General features: G+C 64.6%; 21 protein-coding genes. 18 read left to right on the top strand and 3 right to left on the bottom strand.

Translation table 11 applies throughout. The annotated features are described in order from the left end of the window. Positions 1-31: 31 nt before the first annotated feature. Both rimM and trmD read left to right on the top strand, forming a co-directional pair. On the top strand, positions 32-631 hold the full coding sequence (rimM, locus tag FJ423_RS29265; protein WP_140846361.1) for a ribosome maturation factor RimM: 600 nt from the start codon (positions 32-34) through the stop codon (positions 629-631). Then, positions 628-1,329, top strand: a complete 702-nt coding sequence (gene trmD / locus FJ423_RS29270; RefSeq protein WP_140846362.1) for a tRNA (guanosine(37)-N1)-methyltransferase TrmD — start codon at positions 628-630, stop codon at positions 1,327-1,329. The genes rimM and trmD overlap by 4 nt, the downstream gene beginning before the upstream one ends. Here the strand turns inward: trmD and FJ423_RS29275 are convergent. Beyond that, positions 1,311-2,063 carry a sulfite exporter TauE/SafE family protein gene (locus FJ423_RS29275; protein ID WP_140846363.1) on the bottom strand — a complete coding sequence of 251 codons (753 nt, stop codon included), beginning with the start codon at positions 2,061-2,063 and terminating at the stop codon, positions 1,311-1,313. The genes trmD and FJ423_RS29275 overlap by 19 nt on opposite strands. A gap of 344 nt (positions 2,064-2,407) precedes the next feature. On the opposite strand from FJ423_RS29275, the gene rplS reads away from it, so the two are divergent. From rplS to leuC, 6 genes are all read left to right on the top strand, one after another. After that, positions 2,408-2,929, top strand: coding sequence for a 50S ribosomal protein L19 (gene rplS, locus FJ423_RS29280; protein ID WP_095769549.1), 522 nt, complete (start codon positions 2,408-2,410; stop codon positions 2,927-2,929). A 252-nt stretch (positions 2,930-3,181) separates the two neighbouring features. Next, a complete protein-coding gene (locus FJ423_RS29285; protein WP_140846364.1) occupies positions 3,182-3,979 on the top strand; it encodes a basic amino acid ABC transporter substrate-binding protein in 798 nt (265 codons plus the stop codon). 261 nt (positions 3,980-4,240) lie between these two features. Then, complete coding sequence (locus FJ423_RS29295; protein WP_181174940.1) at positions 4,241-5,047, top strand: amino acid ABC transporter permease; 807 nt, start codon at positions 4,241-4,243, stop codon at positions 5,045-5,047. 120 nt (positions 5,048-5,167) lie between these two features. Next, entirely contained in the window at positions 5,168-5,818 is a 651-nt protein-coding gene (locus FJ423_RS29300) for a methyltransferase domain-containing protein (protein ID WP_140846366.1), read from the top strand. Positions 5,819-5,988: 170 nt separating this feature from the next. Next, the gene (locus FJ423_RS29305) at positions 5,989-6,141 is read left to right on the top strand and encodes a hypothetical protein (protein WP_181174941.1); all 153 of its coding nucleotides are present in this window, start codon (positions 5,989-5,991) and stop codon (positions 6,139-6,141) included. Between the two features lie 73 nt (positions 6,142-6,214). Then, complete coding sequence (leuC, locus tag FJ423_RS29310) at positions 6,215-7,624, top strand: 3-isopropylmalate dehydratase large subunit (protein ID WP_140846367.1); 1,410 nt, start codon at positions 6,215-6,217, stop codon at positions 7,622-7,624. A 63-nt stretch (positions 7,625-7,687) separates the two neighbouring features. Here the strand turns inward: leuC and FJ423_RS29315 are convergent, their stop codons facing one another. Continuing rightward, a complete protein-coding gene (locus tag FJ423_RS29315) occupies positions 7,688-7,993 on the bottom strand; it encodes a hypothetical protein (RefSeq protein WP_095769553.1) in 306 nt (101 codons plus the stop codon). Between the two features lie 160 nt (positions 7,994-8,153). Between FJ423_RS29315 and FJ423_RS29320 the strand changes: the two genes are divergently transcribed. Both FJ423_RS29320 and FJ423_RS33920 read left to right on the top strand, forming a co-directional pair. Beyond that, positions 8,154-9,350, top strand: a complete 1,197-nt coding sequence (locus FJ423_RS29320; protein ID WP_140846368.1) for a GGDEF domain-containing protein — start codon at positions 8,154-8,156, stop codon at positions 9,348-9,350. A gap of 343 nt (positions 9,351-9,693) precedes the next feature. Continuing rightward, positions 9,694-9,843 carry a hypothetical protein gene (locus tag FJ423_RS33920; protein WP_210239582.1) on the top strand — a complete coding sequence of 50 codons (150 nt, stop codon included), beginning with the start codon at positions 9,694-9,696 and terminating at the stop codon, positions 9,841-9,843. Here FJ423_RS33920 and FJ423_RS29330 read toward each other — a convergent pair. After that, positions 9,827-10,180 carry a hypothetical protein gene (locus tag FJ423_RS29330; protein ID WP_140846370.1) on the bottom strand — a complete coding sequence of 118 codons (354 nt, stop codon included), beginning with the start codon at positions 10,178-10,180 and terminating at the stop codon, positions 9,827-9,829. The genes FJ423_RS33920 and FJ423_RS29330 overlap by 17 nt on opposite strands. A gap of 340 nt (positions 10,181-10,520) precedes the next feature. On the opposite strand from FJ423_RS29330, the gene FJ423_RS29335 reads away from it, so the two are divergent. The 8 genes from FJ423_RS29335 to FJ423_RS29370 all read left to right on the top strand — a co-directional run bounded on the left by FJ423_RS29335 (position 10,521) and on the right by FJ423_RS29370 (position 16,684). After that, the gene (locus FJ423_RS29335) at positions 10,521-11,072 is read left to right on the top strand and encodes a hypothetical protein (protein WP_246680348.1); all 552 of its coding nucleotides are present in this window, start codon (positions 10,521-10,523) and stop codon (positions 11,070-11,072) included. Positions 11,073-11,364: 292 nt separating this feature from the next. Next, a complete protein-coding gene (gene sdhC / locus FJ423_RS29340) occupies positions 11,365-11,787 on the top strand; it encodes a succinate dehydrogenase, cytochrome b556 subunit (protein WP_140846371.1) in 423 nt (140 codons plus the stop codon). Beyond that, entirely contained in the window at positions 11,787-12,182 is a 396-nt protein-coding gene (sdhD, locus tag FJ423_RS29345) for a succinate dehydrogenase, hydrophobic membrane anchor protein (RefSeq protein ID WP_140846372.1), read from the top strand. The genes sdhC and sdhD overlap by 1 nt, the downstream gene beginning before the upstream one ends. Before the next feature lie 4 nt (positions 12,183-12,186). Further along, positions 12,187-14,022, top strand: coding sequence for a succinate dehydrogenase flavoprotein subunit (sdhA, locus tag FJ423_RS29350; RefSeq protein ID WP_140846373.1), 1,836 nt, complete (start codon positions 12,187-12,189; stop codon positions 14,020-14,022). Between the two features lie 2 nt (positions 14,023-14,024). Further along, the gene (locus FJ423_RS29355) at positions 14,025-14,459 is read left to right on the top strand and encodes a DUF3052 family protein (RefSeq protein WP_140846374.1); all 435 of its coding nucleotides are present in this window, start codon (positions 14,025-14,027) and stop codon (positions 14,457-14,459) included. Then, entirely contained in the window at positions 14,459-15,238 is a 780-nt protein-coding gene (locus FJ423_RS29360) for a succinate dehydrogenase iron-sulfur subunit (protein ID WP_140634833.1), read from the top strand. Before FJ423_RS29355 ends, FJ423_RS29360 begins: the two co-directional genes overlap by 1 nt. Before the next feature lie 7 nt (positions 15,239-15,245). Then, the gene (locus FJ423_RS29365) at positions 15,246-16,055 is read left to right on the top strand and encodes a nucleotidyltransferase domain-containing protein (RefSeq protein ID WP_140846375.1); all 810 of its coding nucleotides are present in this window, start codon (positions 15,246-15,248) and stop codon (positions 16,053-16,055) included. Continuing rightward, on the top strand, positions 16,052-16,684 hold the full coding sequence (locus tag FJ423_RS29370) for a DUF480 domain-containing protein (RefSeq protein WP_140846376.1): 633 nt from the start codon (positions 16,052-16,054) through the stop codon (positions 16,682-16,684). Before FJ423_RS29365 ends, FJ423_RS29370 begins: the two co-directional genes overlap by 4 nt. The last annotated feature ends 169 nt before the right edge of the window (positions 16,685-16,853 follow it).

The following is a 16,853-nucleotide window of genomic DNA, read 5'->3' on the forward strand; positions in this document are numbered from 1 at the left end:
GGATTAGAGCAGGGCAAAGGAAGCGCCGCCGATGTCGAAGCTCGAAAACCCCGTACAGATGGCCGTGATCGGTGCCGCGCACGGCATCAAGGGCGAATTGCGGGTGAAAACCTTCACCGGCGATCCGCTGGCGCTGGCCGATTACGGTCCGCTTTATGCCAGGGACGGCCGCGCCTTCCAGATCACCGATATCAGGCCAGCCGGGACTGTGGTGGTCGTGCGTTTCAAAGGCGTCGGTGACCGCAACGCCGCCGAGGCGCTGGCCGGCACCGAGCTTTTCGTCGACCGCTCGGTGTTGCCCGACGACGGCGAGGAGGACGAGTTCTATCACGCCGATCTCATCGGCCTCGATGTAAGGGACGATACGGGCGTCATCGGCAGGGTCGTCGCCGTGCATAATTTCGGTGGCGGCGACATACTCGACGTCACGCTTGCCGGTCGCAAGGGCGTGCTGATCCCGTTCACGCAGGCCGCGGTGCCGCATGTCTCGATCGCCGACGGATTCGTTGAGGTCAACCCTCAGGCGGCGGGGCTGGTCGAAGACGAAGAAGGCGACGAAGCGCCCAGGGATGCCGGCTTCGACCCGAAGGGTCGGCCGCGCGGACCGAAGGATGCCGGGGGCAATCGGTGAGCTTTGCCGCCTCGGTGCTGACGCTCTATCCGGAGATGTTTCCAGGCGCGCTCGGCCTGTCGCTGGCCGGCCGCGCGCTGGAGGCCGGAACTTGGTCGCTCGACGCGATCCAGATCCGCGATTTCGCCACCGACAGGCATCGCACCGTCGACGACACGCCGGCCGGCGGCGGCGCCGGCATGGTGATGCGCGCCGACGTGCTGGCCAAGGCCATAGACCACGCCTCGCCGCCGGGCGACGAGCGCCCAAGGCTGCTGATGAGCCCGCGCGGCAAACCGCTGACCCAGGCGCGTGTGCGTGAGCTCGCCGCCGGGCCGGGCGTGGTCGTCCTGTGCGGCCGCTTCGAAGGTGTCGACCAGCGGCTGATCGAGGCGCGAGAACTGGAAGAGGTCTCGATCGGCGATTTCATCCTGTCGGGCGGCGAGCCGGCAGCACTTGTGCTGCTCGATGCCGTGGTGCGGCTGCTGCCGGGCGTCATGGGCAATGCCGTGTCGGGCGAGGAAGAAAGTTTCGAGAACGGCCTGCTCGAGCATCCGCACTACACGCGGCCGCAGGAGTTCGAAGGCAGGCCGATTCCCGACGTGCTGATTTCCGGCAACCACAAGAAGATTGCCGAATGGCGTCGCGCGGAGGCCGAGAAGCTGACGCGGGAGCGGCGGCCGGATCTGCTGAGGGCTGCTCAGCCCTTAGTAAAATAGTAAAAGGCCAGAAACAGGCCGACGGCAACGACGAAGCCGCGCACGATGCCTTGCGGCACGCGCTTGGCGATCCAGACGCCGGCATAGCCGCCCAGCGCGCCGCCCGGGATCATGACGATCGCCTGCGGCCAGGCGACGACGCCGCCCGAAACGAAGACCAGGATGGCGATGGCCGCGATGACCACGGCCAGCATGTTCTTCAGCGCGTTGAGCCGGTGGTAGTCGCCGGCCTGCGTCAGGCCGAGCGTCGCCAGCATCATCACGCCCATGCCGGCGCCGAAAAAGCCGCCATAGACGGAGGTCGCGAACTGGGCGAGCGATCCGGCGAATGAGCCGACCTTGGCTTCGGCCCCAGGCTTGGGCGCCGGTTTCAGCCACGGCCCGGCGGCGAACAGCGCGGTGGCGGCGATCAGCAGCCAGGGCACCAGGGCGCGGAAAGACGGATTGGAAAGCGCAAGCAGGATGAGCGAGCCGGCCAGCGCGCCGAGGGCGGAGATGACGCAGAGCAGCAGCGCCTGGCGCCAAAAATGCCTGATGTCGTCGAGATAGGCGAGCGTCGAGGTGATATAGCCGGGAAACTGCGTCACCGAGGAGGTGGCATTGGCGACGATCGGCGGCAGGCCGACCAAGCTCATGGCGCCGAAGGTGACGAAGGTGCCGCCGCCGGCGACGGCATTGACCGCGCCGGAGACAAAACCTGAAAGAAAGAGCAAGGCGGCATCGAAAAAAGTCATTTCCCCGCTTAGGAAGCTTGCAGGCCGCGCGCAACCCGGCACGGCCGCGTAAACGTGGGGCCATGGACGCAAGAATATGCCGCAACGCCCTTGTTTCGGTGCACGTCGTCGTCCCGGAAACCGCGCACAGTTCCGGGCGACATGCATTAGGGCGTGACAAAGCGGCAAAATGGCTGTATGTGCCCGCCCGAACCGGAAGAACGATCTTCTGGACCCGTCAACAAGTGCGGTGTAGCCGTCCCTGCCCGATGTTTCGACAAAGGGCATAGCCGAGCGGTCATTGGAACTGCAAGGCGAGCGCAGGACGCTCTGACTGTCGGAAGAACAAGAAGTGGATATTTGAGATGGATCTCATCCGTCAGCTCGAGGCCGAACAGGCCGCCAAGATCGAAGCCAAGCGCAAGCTGCCCGAATTCCAGCCGGGCGACACCGTGCGCGTCCAGGTGCGCGTCACCGAAGGCACCCGCACCCGCGTCCAGGCCTATGAGGGCGTCGTCATCGCCCGCGCCGGCTCGGGCTTCCAGGAGAATTTCACCGTACGCAAGATTTCCTACGGCGAAGGCGTCGAGCGCGTTTTCCCGGTCTACTCGCCGATGGTCGAGGGCGTCGAGATCGTGCGCCGCGGTAAGGTTCGCCGCGCCAAGCTCTATTACCTGCGCGACCGTCGCGGCAAGTCGGCCCGCATTTCGGAAAACACCGGCGTGCGCGCCCGCAAGCTGAACGATGAGGAGCGCGATGCGCTGAACGCCGAGCGCGCCCGCATCGAGGCCGAGAAGGTCGCCGCCGCCCAGGCGCTGGCCGCCGAGACGGCCGCCAAGGAAGCCGCCGAGAAGAAGGCCGCCGCCGAGGCCGCTTCGGCCGAATAAGGTTTTTGCGAGACAGGTTTCGGAAAGGCGGCTTCGGCCGCCTTTTTTCGTTGTGCAGCTGTCGCAAGCGTGCGGAATTTGATCGAAGCCTTCGCGTTTCGAAACCATCCTTGAAGAGCACTGGATTGCGCATTCACGCGCCGCGGCAGTGCGGAGCGGCTTGCAAGGCGCATGCGGCAAGCTAAAGTCGACGCCGGATTTTCTCTTGGCGCGCGAACATCGCGCGGCCAAATCACATTCGGGGAGCTTGTCATGACCAAGTCGAAACTGCTGCTGGCCGCCATGGTGGCCTGGCTTCTCGCGCCTGTCGCGGCGCTCGCCGGCAACCTGCCCGATCTCGGCGGCAAAAAGGTCGTGGTGGTGACGGAGAACGCCTATCCGCCGCTGCAGTTCATCGACAACAAGACCGGCAAGCAGATCGGCTGGGAATATGACGCGATGGACGAGATCGCCAAGCGGCTGAACTTCAAGGTCGAGTACCAGAACACCTCCTGGGACGCGATGATCCAAGCGGTCTCCGACAACCAGTACAACATCGGCATGACCGGCATCACCATCAAGGACGACCGCAAGGAGAAGGTCGATTTCTCCGACCCCTATATGCGCTCGGAGCAGTTCATGCTGGTGCGCGGCGATGAAAGCCGCTTCACCGACGCCAAGAGCTTCGGCGCCTTCAAGGACGGGCTGATCGGCGCCCAGCCGGGCACCACGCCCTTCTACACCGCCGTCTACAGCGTGCTCGACGGCAACGAGCAGAACCCGCGCATAAAGCTGTTCGAGACGTTCGGCGCGACCGTGCAGGCGCTGAAATCGGGCGACGTCGACGTTGTGCTCACCGACGGCACCGCCGGCCAGGGCTATGTCGATGCCTCCGAAGGCAAGCTGAAGCTGATCGGCGGACCGCTCGGCACCGAGGATTTTGGGTTCATCTTCCCGAAGGGCTCGGACCTGGTGAAGCCGGTCAACGCCGCCATCGCCGCGCTCAAGGCCGACGGCACGTTCGACAAGCTCAACAAGAAGTGGTTCCTCGATTACAAGATGGGGCAGTGAACTCGTCTTGTTGCGCGCAGTGAGTTTGCAGGAAATTGCGCTGACCTTGCGCCAAGTCCCCCCTCTCTGGCCTGCCGGCCATCTCCCCCTCAAGGAGGGAGATTGGCAGCTCCGACCACGGCGCTCTTCATTCAACGTCGGTGATTGGCGAAAGCCCACGCAACGTTCGATCTCCCCCCTTGAGGGGGAGATGGCCGGCAGGCCAGAGAGGGGGGCCTGGGCGCTATCTTCTCGAGACGTCCGCTCCATCGGCAACACCTGATGCCGACACCCACCTCCAAACCCGAATTCCCCTGGTGGCTGGCGGCCGCCCTCGTTCTGGCACTGGCCGCCGCTGTCGCCATCGCCTCCAGCGACCTCTATGCGCAAGTCTTCGCCACCGTCGCCAAGGGCATCGGCATCACCATCTTCGTCACTGCGGTCGCTTTCGCTTTAGCCTCCGCCTTCGGGCTCGGCATCGCGCTGATGGCGCTGTCGGGATCGCAGTGGCTGCGCCAGACCGCGCGCTTCTATGTCGAGATCATCCGCGGCGTGCCGATCCTGGTGCTGTTGTTCTGGATCGCCTTTGCTGGCGCGCCGGCCTTCGTCGCCGCCTGGAATGCGCTGACCGCGCCGCTGCAGGGCGCCGGCCTGATCGGCGAGCTGCTGGTGCGCGACGTCTCGCTGCTCTGGCGCGCCATCATGGCTTTGACCATCGGCTACTCGGCCTTCATCTCGGAAGTGTTCCGCGCCGGCATCCAATCGGTCGAGAAGGGCCAGATCGAGGCGGCCAAGGCGCTCGGGCTCAGCCGAGTCCAGCGCTTCCGGCTGATCGTCTTCCCGCAGGCGATCCGCACCATCCTGCCGCCGCTCGGCAACGACTTCGTCGCCATGGTCAAGGATTCCTCGCTGGTCTCGGTGCTCGGCGTCGCCGACATCACCCAGATGGGCAAGGTCTATGCCGCGGGCTCCTTCCGCTTCTTCGAGACCTATTCGATCGTCGCCTATATCTACCTGATCCTCACCGTCGGCCTGTCGCTGGCACTGCGGGCGCTGGAACAGCGGCTGCGCCGCCAGCATCAGGAATAGCCGGAAGCAAAGTCCGCGCTCCCTCATTGTTTTTGACGCAATTCCGGACGGAAAACCGGTTCCCACTTTTCCTGGAATTGCTCTAGCTTGGGTCATGTGCATCCGGCGGAGGAGACGCCCATGAATTTCGACAAAGCCAATGCGGCGCTGGATTCCGTCTATTCGGCCGATTCGCCGGAAGGGCTCGCAAAGGCCTATGCCGACTGGGCGGCGACTTACGACAGCGAGACCGCCTCGCTGGGCTACCTTCTGCCTTTCCTCATCGCCGCCTGGGTGGCGCGGCACGTGCCGGCGGGCGAAGGTCCGCTGCTCGACGCCGGCTGCGGCACGGGCCTGTCGGGGCCGTCGCTGAAGGCTTTGGGCTATGGCGACATCGCCGGGCTCGACCTCTCCGACGACATGCTGAAGATCGCCGCCAGCCGTCAGGCCAATGGCAGGCCGGCCTATAGCGAGCTGAAGAAGGCGATGCTCGGCGGCCCGCTGCCCTGGCCCGACCGGCATTTCCGCGCCTTCTTCTCGACCGGCGTCTTCACCATCGGCCACGCGCCGGCTTCGGGATTGCATGAACTGGTGCGCATCACCAAAAGCGGCGGCCACGCCATCTTCACCGTGCGCGACCAGGTCTTCGAGAGCGGCGGTTTTCAGGCAGTGTTCGACCAGCTGGCGAAGGCGGGGAAATGGCGGCTGGTCGAGGAAAGTCCATGGTTCCGCTGCTATGCCATCGGCGACCCGGAGGCGCTGGTGAAGACGTTTGTGTTCGAGGTGGTGTGAGCGCAGCCTTCCCCTTCTCCCCTTGTGGGAGAAGGTGGCCGCGAAGCGGCCGGATGAGGGGTGCTCCAGGCAAAACCAGCGTCTCACTCCGCTGGAACACCCCTCATCCGTCTCGGCGCTGCGCGCCGATCCACCTTCTCCCACAGGGGGAGAAGGGGAAGTCGCGCTGATTGCCGAAAAGCCAAAACATTGCTATCTACCGCGCCATGGAAAAGCTTTTCAGCGATCCGGCCTATAAGGGTTTCGTGCTGCAGGACAGAAAGCGCCTGCCGTCGCGTTTCTCCGCGCGCGTCTGCGGCGCGCTCACCAGCCGACTTCGCTGAACCGACCGATCGCAGTCGTCGCGCCGGATTGCCGGCGTCCCTTTCCCATTCTCATATCGACGGATTTACGCACATGAGCGCACCGCGCACCCTCTACGACAAGATCTTCGACGACCACACGGTCGACCGCCAGGACCACGGCACTTGCCTGCTCTATATCGACCGCCACCTCGTGCACGAGGTCACCAGCCCGCAGGCCTTCGAAGGCCTGCGCATGAGCGGCAGAAAAGTCCGGCATCCGGAAAAGACGCTGGCCGTCGTCGACCATAACGTGCCGACCTCGCCCGAGCGCAAGTTCGGCATCAAGAATGAGGAAAGCCGCATCCAGGTCGAGGCGCTGGCCAAGAACGCCAAGGATTTCGGCATCGACTATTATTCCGAGAACGATGTCCGCCAGGGCATCGTCCACATCATCGGGCCCGAGCAAGGCTTCACGCTGCCCGGCATGACCATCGTCTGCGGCGACAGCCATACCTCCACGCATGGCGCGTTCGGCGCGCTTGCGCATGGCATCGGCACGTCCGAGGTCGAGCATGTGCTGGCGACGCAAACGCTGATCCAGCGCAAAGCCAAGAACATGCTGGTGCGCGTCGACGGCCAACTGCCGGAAGGCGTCACCGCCAAGGACATCATCCTCGCCATCATCGGCGAGATCGGCACCGCCGGCGGCACCGGCTACGTCATCGAATATGCCGGCGAAGCGATCCGCTCGCTGTCGATGGAAGGCCGCATGACGATCTGCAACATGTCGATCGAAGGCGGCGCCCGCGCCGGCCTGATCGCGCCGGACGAGACGACCTTCGCCTATGTCAAGGACAAGCCGCGCGCCCCGAAGGGCGCCGCCTGGGATGCGGCGCTCGCCTATTGGAAGACGCTGCAGTCCGACGAAGGCGCGCATTTCGACAAGGTCGTGGTGCTCGACGCGCAGAAACTGCCGCCGATCGTCTCCTGGGGTTCTTCGCCCGAGGACGTCGTCTCGGTGCAGGGTACCGTGCCCGATCCGCAAGAGATCGCGGACGAGAACAAGCGCAGCTCGAAGATCCGCGCGCTCGACTATATGGGGCTGACGCCTGGAACCAAGATCACCGACATCGAGCTCGACCGCGTCTTCATCGGTTCCTGCACCAATGGCCGCATCGAGGACTTGCGCGCCGCAGCCAAAGTGGTCGAGGGCAAGAAGGTCAATCCGCGCGTCAATGCCATGATCGTGCCGGGTTCGGGCCTGGTCAAGGAACAGGCGGAGGCCGAGGGCCTCGACAAGATCTTCGTCGCCGCCGGCTTCGACTGGCGCGAGCCAGGCTGCTCGATGTGCCTGGCCATGAACGACGACCGGCTGAAGCCGCATGAACGCTGCGCCTCGACCTCGAACCGTAATTTCGAGGGCCGGCAGGGCTTCAAGGGCCGCACTCATCTGGTGTCGCCGGCCATGGCGGCGGCCGCGGCGATCGCCGGCCACTTCGTCGACATCCGCGACTGGAAATAACAGCCGGCCGCGTCTCTCAACAAGGGCCCGGACAGGACGTCCGGGCCTTTTGCTTTCAGCGATCTATCTGCGAATGATCTCGTGAAACTCCTCGCGCCGGCCGGGCTCGTCGGCGGCGACGACCAAGGCCAGCTGCCGCTCGTCGAAAATCCTGAACCACTCGTCCCACTCCACGAGTTCGTAGCCGCCGCTGTTGATCGGACGCTCCGGGCGGTCGGTATCTTCATAGGCCTGCTGCCCAAAAACCAGCCGCAGCATGGGCTGCGTTCCAGCTTCGGGCGAGACGTCGACGATGGCCGGGAAGCCGGCGCGCGCCGCCGCCCAGGAGCGGATTTCATCGTGGTTCGTCAAAGTGATCGTGCCCGCCATCTCGATCGTCTCCCGTCTGGCGTCTCCTGTCTGGCCGGACAACGCCGCTCCGGCAGGCCGGTTCCGCGTGGCATGCGATGTATCTATCGAGACTTAACCGCTTGTTTGGGCTTGCGTCCTAGTATCTCCCGTTGGGTAAGTTGGGAAAAGTCGTAGTCTTTTGGACACCGGTCTGCTCATAGCGCTGCTCAATCCGACGATAGCGCTGGCGCTCGGCGCTGCGTTCCTCGTGCTGTGGTCCTATCAGCGCCATCGACCGTATCTGGCTGTGCTCGGCGCGAGCTACTGTCTGTCGGCGCCGGGTTTCCTGCTGCAATATTTCACGCTTCCGATCGGCGTGGCGCTGACCAAGCTCGTTTCGAACATCTGCTTCACGATCGCGGCCTGCTGCCTCGCCAGCGCGATCATCGCGCGCTACGGGCGGCGCGTGCCCTATGTCGGGATCGGCATCGTGACCGGCGGCGGGCTCGCCGCCTTCATCTGGTTCATGTTCGTCCAGCCGGACCTCACCTGGCGCGTGCTTGTCATGAATTTCGGCTTCGGCGCGCTCAGCCTGCTGGTCGGCGCCGAGCTGAGAACGGTGCGCCACAACGGCCCAACCGAGAAAATCCTGCTCGTGCTGTCGCTGCTTTCGGGGCTGAACTTCATCGCCCGCACGCTGGTTGTCGTCATCGCGCACGGGCCGTTCCCCAGCTATGACGGGTTCTACGGATCGTCCTACTGGACGACCGCGCTGCTTTCGCACGCGCTGTTGTCGCTGCTGACCGCGCTTTGCCTGTTCACGGCGGCGGCGCTCGATGTGATGAGGGCGCTGAAGGACGAGACCCATACCGACCCGCTCTCGGGCATCCTCAATCGCCGCGGCTTCGAGGAACGGGCGAACCTGTTGCTCGACCAGTGCGGCAAGGCCGGATTTCCCGTCGCGCTGGTGCTTGCCGATCTCGATCACTTCAAGGCGCTGAACGACCAGCATGGGCATGAGGCCGGCGACCGGGTGATTGCCGACTTCGCCGCCAAGCTGCGTTCCGCCACCGGCGCGCGCGGGGCCGCCGGCCGCATCGGCGGCGAAGAGTTCGCCGTGCTTTTGCCGCTGAGCGACCTGGCGTCGGCAAGGCTCTTTGCCGAAGCGATCCGCGCCTTCTATTCGGCCGGCGCGATCGAGGGCCTGCCGCCCGGCGTCAGGGTGACCGCCAGCTTCGGCGTCGCCGCCCGCTCCGGCAGGGAAGGGCTGATGCCGCTGATGCGGCGCGCCGACGAGGCGCTCTACAAGGCCAAGAAGAACGGCCGCGACAGCGTGCGGCTTTCCTATGAGAGACCTGAAACCGCCTTCGCTGCCGAGCCGCTCGCCGTCGGCTGATACATACAGGCCCGGCGCAAACCCCTGCTTAGCCCAGAAGGCGATCGCAACATTCGCGATTGCCCGACGCTCCTGCAACTTCGTCATCCTCGGGCTTGACCCGAGGATCCATGCCGTTACCTCTGTCGTAGAATGCTGCGGTGCAAATTCTGCAATCGCCGCAACGCCTTAATGGAACGGCATGGATTCTAGGGTCTGCGCGCGTCGCTCCGCTCCTTGCTTCGCCCTAGAATGACGAGCGCGTGGGCGTTTGCAGCTAATCGCAGAGGCCGGTCATGCGTTGGCATTAACTGTTCTTCGCCCGTCGATGTTTTTCTGTCCGGAATGTCCGACGAAGGAAGATATGGGCAGCGCTGACTTCATATTGATGATCAACCTGCTCGTCGCCGGGCTGCTGGCGGGGCCGTTCATGTCAATTGCCGGCCGCGATTGCGTGCGTGTCAGGCGCGCTGCGGCGGCGCCAAACGCGACGATCTTCAGCGGCAAGGATTGAGATTGGGCATCTCGCCGTCGGAAAGCCCGTACATATAGGAACGGCCCTTGACCAGCACCGGCGGCTGGTAGCAGCCGGGCGCACCGGCCTCGTCCGCATCGTCGTAGATCACACCTGGCTGGCCGCCGGTGTATTCGGAAAATTCCTTCGCGAGCTTGCCCTCGCCGACGATGATGCGCTTGTAGCCGGCGGCGCTGTCGATGACGAGATTGCCGAAGGAATCGGCATAGACGCGGTCATGGTGGCGCAAGCCGGCTTCCGCCGGCGCGGCGATTGCCGTCACCAGCCCCGCGAACGCCGCGGCGGCAACGCCTGCCCGCACTGAATTCGAACGCATGTCGCTCTCCCTTGATGACGCAATGAATCGCGCCTGAATTCCGGTTCGAATCGGAAATTAACCCTTTCTTAACCTTTGTTAAGAGGCGGAAGGCTTTCGGAGCCGGTTGTTAAGGAACATGGTTAATTTTCGAAAGCGGGCTTTCCCGACGGCGAGGGCGACCCTGGCGCAGGGCTGACTCCGGGTCAGCTTGATCTTGCGTCGCCGCGTGGCTACAGCGGTCCACCGTTTCACGGAAAGGGCAACCGCCTATCTCGTTGTTTCGATGCAATTCCGGACGGAAGGGGATGACGAAGGCGCCGAACCCAACCGTTCACACTTTTCCTGGAATTGCTGTAGCGTGCCGCACACGAAAGGGCAGCGCATGAGCTTTGGCCGCACGGTTCGAGTGTCGATCGCCATCCCGCTGCTTCTGGCGGCCGCGGCCTGCGTGCCGCAGGACGGCGCGCCGAAGGTGGCGAATGCCGCCCCACCCGCTGGCTCGACTGCTCCGGCCCCGCAGTCCGCTGCACCCGTGGTGCCGCCAGCAGCTGCAACACCCCCGATACCTGCAACAGCCCCGGTAGCTACAACCGCGCCGGCACCTGCAACGACCAAGACCCCCGCAACCCGCGCGCCCGCAACCAAGATCGTCACAGACCTTACCGTGCCGCGGTCCGGCATCGGCACGGCCAACTATAGATGCGGCAATGGCGGCATGATCACCATCCAGAATCTCGGCTCGTCGTTACGCCTGGTCCGCCCGGACGGCTCGACCGAGGAATTCGCGGCCTCACCCACCAACCAGAGCAGCCGTTACCAGGAAGCGGCGACGCATGACGCAATCGTGATCGACGGACGCGAAGCGCTGGTGATGAAGAGGGGATCGACGCCGCAGACTTGCAGGCGCTGAGGTGCGACGATATTCGGGAGAGGCCGGCCCGCCCGGATCCCGACGCGCCCGGCCGCCGCGTCAGTCATCTGATTGCTGCGCTGCAGCGAATGCTGCGCCGGCTCGAAACAGCCGCTAATCGATTGAAGCGCGCGGCCCTCAATTTGTCAGACTAAATGATGTTTCCAAAACGATTTTCCGGCTTTGACGCGGTGCAAAAAGAGCATTAGAAACCGGCTGTCCGATGCCATAAATGGGGGCGGCAAACGCCGCATTCCCATCTCGGCATTCAGGATGCCGAACTGGGGGAGCCATGAGCAAATCACCAGCCACCCGCGCAGTTGCCAGACGTGAACGGCCGCTCTCGCCGCATCTGACGATCTACCGGCCGCCGATCACGATGACGATGTCGATCATCCATCGCATCACCGGCGGCGCGCTTTATTTCGGAACGCTCCTGGTGGCGGCGTGGCTGATCGCCGCTGCGAGCTCGCAGGCCGCCTTCGACTGGGTCAACTGGGCCTTCGGCTCCTGGCTCGGCCGACTTGTTCTCTTCGGCTACACCTGGGCGCTGATGCACCACATGCTGGGCGGGCTGCGCCACCTCATCTGGGACACCGGCGCGGGACTGGAAAAACACACAGCGTCCAGGATCGCCTGGGCGACGCTCGCCGGCTCGATCGTGCTGACGCTGCTGATCTGGATCGCCGGCTATATGGCGCGGGGAGCTTTCTGATGGCCGCCAACAATTCGGACATGCGCACGCCGCTGGCGAAGGTCCGCGGCCTCGGTTCGGCCCGTGAGGGCACCGGTCATTTCTGGCGGCAGCGGCTGACCGCCATCGCCAACATTCCTTTGATCCTGTTCTTCGTCGGCTTCCTCATCGCGGTCACAGGCCATGACTACACGGATGTGCGGGCGGCGCTTGCGAACCCGTTCGTGGTGGTCATGCTCGGGCTGGTGCTGATCTCGCCGCTTTACCACATGCGCATCGGCATGCAGGTGATCATCGAGGATTACGTGCATGGCGAGGGCATGAAGCTGGCGCTGATCGCTCTCAACACCTTCTTCTGCGTGGCAGTTGGTGTCGCTTCGCTGTTCGCCCTGCTCAAACTCGCATTCGGAGGCTGACGTCTTGGCCAACGCAAATACAGCCAGCACGGCTGCCGCCTATACCTTTGTCGACCACAAATTCGACGTCGTCATCGTCGGCGCCGGTGGCGCCGGCCTGCGCGCCACGCTTGGCATGGCCGAGCAGGGGCTGCGCACGGCCTGCATCACCAAGGTTTTCCCGACGCGCTCGCACACCGTCGCGGCGCAAGGCGGCATCGCCGCCTCGCTGTCGAACATGGGGCCGGACTCCTGGCAATGGCACATGTACGACACCGTCAAGGGCTCGGACTGGCTGGGCGATGTCGACGCCATGGAATACATGGTGCGCGAGGCGCCGGCCGCCGTCTACGAGCTCGAGCATTACGGCGTGCCGTTCTCGCGCACCGAAGAGGGCAAGATCTACCAGCGGCCGTTCGGCGGCCATATGATGAACTATGGCGACGGTCCGCCGGTGCAGCGCACCTGCGCGGCCGCCGACCGCACCGGCCACGCCATCCTGCACACGCTCTACGGCCAGTCGCTGAAGAACAACGCGCAGTTCTTCATCGAATATTTCGCGCTCGACCTGATCATGGAACCGGACGGCACCTGCACCGGCGTCGTGGCCTGGAACCTCGACGACGGCACAATCCACCGCTTCTCGGCCAAGATGGTGGTGCTGGCGACCGGCGGCTATGGGCGGACCTATTTCTCCGCCACCTCGGCGCATACCTGCACCGGCGACGGCGGCGGCATGGCAGCCAGGGCCGGGCTGCCGCTGCAGGATATGGAGTTCGTGCAGTTCCATCCAACCGGCATCTACGGCGCCGGCTGCCTGATCACCGAGGGCGCGCGCGGCGAAGGCGGCTATCTCGTCAATTCCGAGGGCGAGCGCTTCATGGAGCGCTACGCGCCGTCGGCCAAGGACCTCGCCTCGCGCGACGTCGTCTCGCGCTGCATGACGCTGGAGATCCGCGAGGGACGCGGCGTCGGCAGGAACAAGGACCACATCTTCCTGCATCTCGACCATCTTGACCCGGCGGTGCTGCACGAGCGGCTGCCGGGTATTTCCGAGTCGGCCAAGATCTTCGCCGGCGTCGATCTTACCAAGGAGCCGATCCCGGTGCTGCCGACGGTGCACTACAATATGGGCGGCGTGCCGACCAATTACTGGGGCGAGGCGCTCAATCCGACCGTCGACAATCCGGACCGCGTGTCGCCCGGCCTGATGGCGGTCGGCGAGGCCGGCTGCGCCTCGGTGCACGGCGCCAACCGGCTCGGCTCCAACTCGCTGATCGACCTCGTCGTGTTCGGCCGCGCGGCGGCGATCCGCGCCGGCCATGTGATCGACCGCAAGTCGGCGATCCCGTCGCCCAACGCGGCCTCGGTCGAGAAGATCATGGAGCGCTTCGACAGGCTGCGCCACGCCAACGGCTCGACGCCGACGGCCGTGCTGCGCGAGAAGATGCAGCGCGCCATGCAGGAAGACGCCGCCGTATTCCGCACGCAGGAATCGCTGGAGAACGGCTGCAGGCGCATTTCGGAACTCTGGCGCGAGCTCAAGGACATCAAGGTCACCGACCGCTCGATGATCTGGAATTCCGACCTCGTCGAGACGCTGGAGCTGGAAAACCTGATGGCCAACGCCATCACCACGGTCTACGGCGCCGAGGCGCGCAAGGAGAGCCGCGGCGCGCATGCGCGCGAGGATTTCTCGGCGCGCGACGACGCCAACTGGCGCAAGCATACGCTGGCCCATCTGAGCGAGGACGGCAAGGTGACGCTGACCTACAGGCCGGTGCATACCGAGCCGCTGCTGGCGGAAAAGGACGGCGGCATCAGCCTGGCCAAGATCGCGCCGAAGGCGCGGGTGTATTGACCATGGCGCAGGCGACCACGGGATATTCCGGCACGCCGCTCCCGGCCAAGCTTGGCCTCAGGGACGGCATGGTCGCCGCCTTCATCGCGCTGCCGCCGGAGCTCGATGCGCTTACCGAGGCGGTGTCCTTTGCCGGCGTCGACAGGCTCGCCGAGTGGTCGGCGATCTCGGGCAGCCGGAAATACGATGCCGTGCACGCCTTCACCCGGCAGCGCGCCGAGGTCGAGGACGGCCTGCCCGGCATCGAGACGGCGATCAAGCGCGACGGCATGGTCTGGGTCTCCTGGCCGAAGAAGGCATCGAAAGTGCCGACCGACGTCACCGAGGACGTCATCCGGTCGGAGGCGCTGAAGCGCGACCTGGTCGACGTCAAGGTCGCCGCCGTGAACGAAATCTGGTCCGGGCTGAAGCTCGTCATCCGAAAGGACCGCAGGTAATGGTCGAACTCACGCTTCCCAGGAACTCGAAGGTCCAGCAAGGCAAGACCTGGCCGAAGCCGGAAGGCGCGACCAACCTGCGCGAATACCGCATCTACCGCTGGTCGCCGGACGATGACGCGAATCCGCGCATGGACACCTATTTCGTCGACATGGACGATTGCGGGCCGATGGTTCTCGACGCGCTGTTGTGGATCAAGAACAAGATCGATCCGACGCTGACGCTGCGCCGTTCCTGCCGCGAAGGCATTTGCGGCTCCTGCGCCATGAACATCGACGGCTCCAACACGCTGGCCTGCACCAAGGGCGTCGAGGATATTTCCGGCGCGGTGAAGATCTATCCGCTGCCGCATATGCCGGTGATCAAGGACCTGGTGCCGGACCTCACCAACTTCTATGCCCAGCACGCCTCGATCGAGCCGTGGCTGAAGACGGTCTCGCCGACGCCCGCCAAGGAATGGCTGCAGAGCCACGAGGACCGCGAGAAGCTCGACGGGCTCTACGAATGCATCCTGTGCGCCTGCTGCTCGACCTCCTGCCCGAGCTATTGGTGGAACGGCGACCGTTACCTCGGCCCGGCCACGCTGCTGCAGGCGTACCGCTGGCTGATCGACAGCCGCGACGAGGCGACGGGCGAGCGGCTCGACAATCTCGAAGACCCGTTCCGGCTCTATCGCTGCCACACCATCATGAACTGCGCGCAGGCCTGCCCGAAGGGGCTTAACCCCGCCAAGGCGATCGCCGAGATCAAGAAGATGATGGTGGAGAGGCGCGTTTAGGCTGGGAATGTCGCTGCCTGCCGATTTCGCACCGGATGCGGTCGCGGCGATCCGCGCGCGGCTGGACACGGCCCGTGCGCAGGGTGCGCGAATTCTTTTCGCCATCGAAAGCGGCAGCCGGGCCTGGGGTTTTCCGTCGCCCGACAGCGATTATGATTGCCGTTTTGTCTATATACGTTCCGTGGCCGAACACCTCGCGCTGGAGCAGCCGCGCGACGTGATCGAGTTTCCGCTTGAAGGAGAAATCGACGCTGGCGGTTGGGATCTTCGCAAGGCCTTGCTTCTGGCTCTTGGAGGCAATGCGGTGATCGTGGAATGGGCCAAGTCGCCGATTGTATATGAGGAAGCGAAGGGTTTTCGGGAGCGCCTTCTCGACCTACTTGCCGAGATCGTCGATCCAGCTAGGGTCTCGCGCCACTATCTGGGCCTCGCGCGATCACATGTGGCAAAGATCGGCAGCTTTGCCGGAGAGGTGAAGCTCAAGAAGCTCTTCTACCTGATCCGCCCGATCGTAGCCCTGGACTGGATGGAGCAGCGCGACTTTGTCATGCTGCCGCCGATGAATATGGTCGACTGCCTAGCCGAGACCGAGATTCCAGCAAAGGCAACCAGCGAAATCCGGCGGCTTATCGAGAAAAAACGCGTGACGCGCGAACTGGGTACTGGCTCTATTCCGACCGAGATCGCGCGTTATCTCGAAGCGCGTTATGGTCATCACGAGATGAACTTGGCCGGTTCAGTCCGCGACGAGGCGCGGCAGGCGCGCAACCGCGCCCTGGCGACAGATTTCTATCGCAGGGAGGCAGAAAGCCCATGACCGATCTCCCCGTCCTCTCACCCGTCGAAGCCCGAGTCCTCGGTTCCCTGATCGAGAAGAAGGAGCTGACGCCGGACGTCTATCCACTGACGCTCAACGGCGCGCACGCCGCCGCCAACCAGAAGACGGCGCGCGAGCCGGTGATGGCGCTGGAGCTGACGGAGGTCCGGCGGGCCTTGAGCACGCTCGAGCAGAAAGGCCTCGTGCGCCAGGCCTTTGCCTCGCGCGTCGAGCGCTACGAGCATCTGATGGCGCAGCGCTTTTCGCTGACCACGCCGCAGATCGCGGTGATCGGGCTGCTGCTGTTGCGCGGTGCGCAGACGGCGCATGAATTGCTCGCCCGTTCGGAACGCATGGCGCGCTTTGTCTCGATCGAGGAGCTGCGGGGCAATCTAGACCTGATGATCGGCCGTCGTCCGCCGCTGATCGAGCTGCTCGAACGCGCGCCCGGCCAGCGCGAGGAGCGCTATGTGCATCTGCTGAGTGGTCCGGTGGAAGCGGCAGCGGTGGCGGCGGCGCCCTGGCAGCCGGCGGCGACATCTTCGGACACCGACCTCGAGGCGCGGGTCAAGGCGCTGGAGGAAGAGGTCGCTGAGTTGCGCGCCAAGATTGAGGCGCTGGGCGGTTAGCTCACTGGAAAGGCTGGCGCGAGGCGCCCCCCTCTGTCCTGCCGGACATCTCCCCCTCAAGGGGGGAGATTAGCAGTTCGGGCGCAGCGCCCCTCTTTCACCGTCGGCGATTGGCGAAAGCCGACGCGACATCTGATCTCCCCCCTTGAGGGGGAGATGCCCGGCAGGG

It is taken from the genome of Mesorhizobium sp. B2-8-9, assembly GCF_006439475.1.
Lineage (GTDB): Bacteria > Pseudomonadota > Alphaproteobacteria > Rhizobiales > Rhizobiaceae > Mesorhizobium.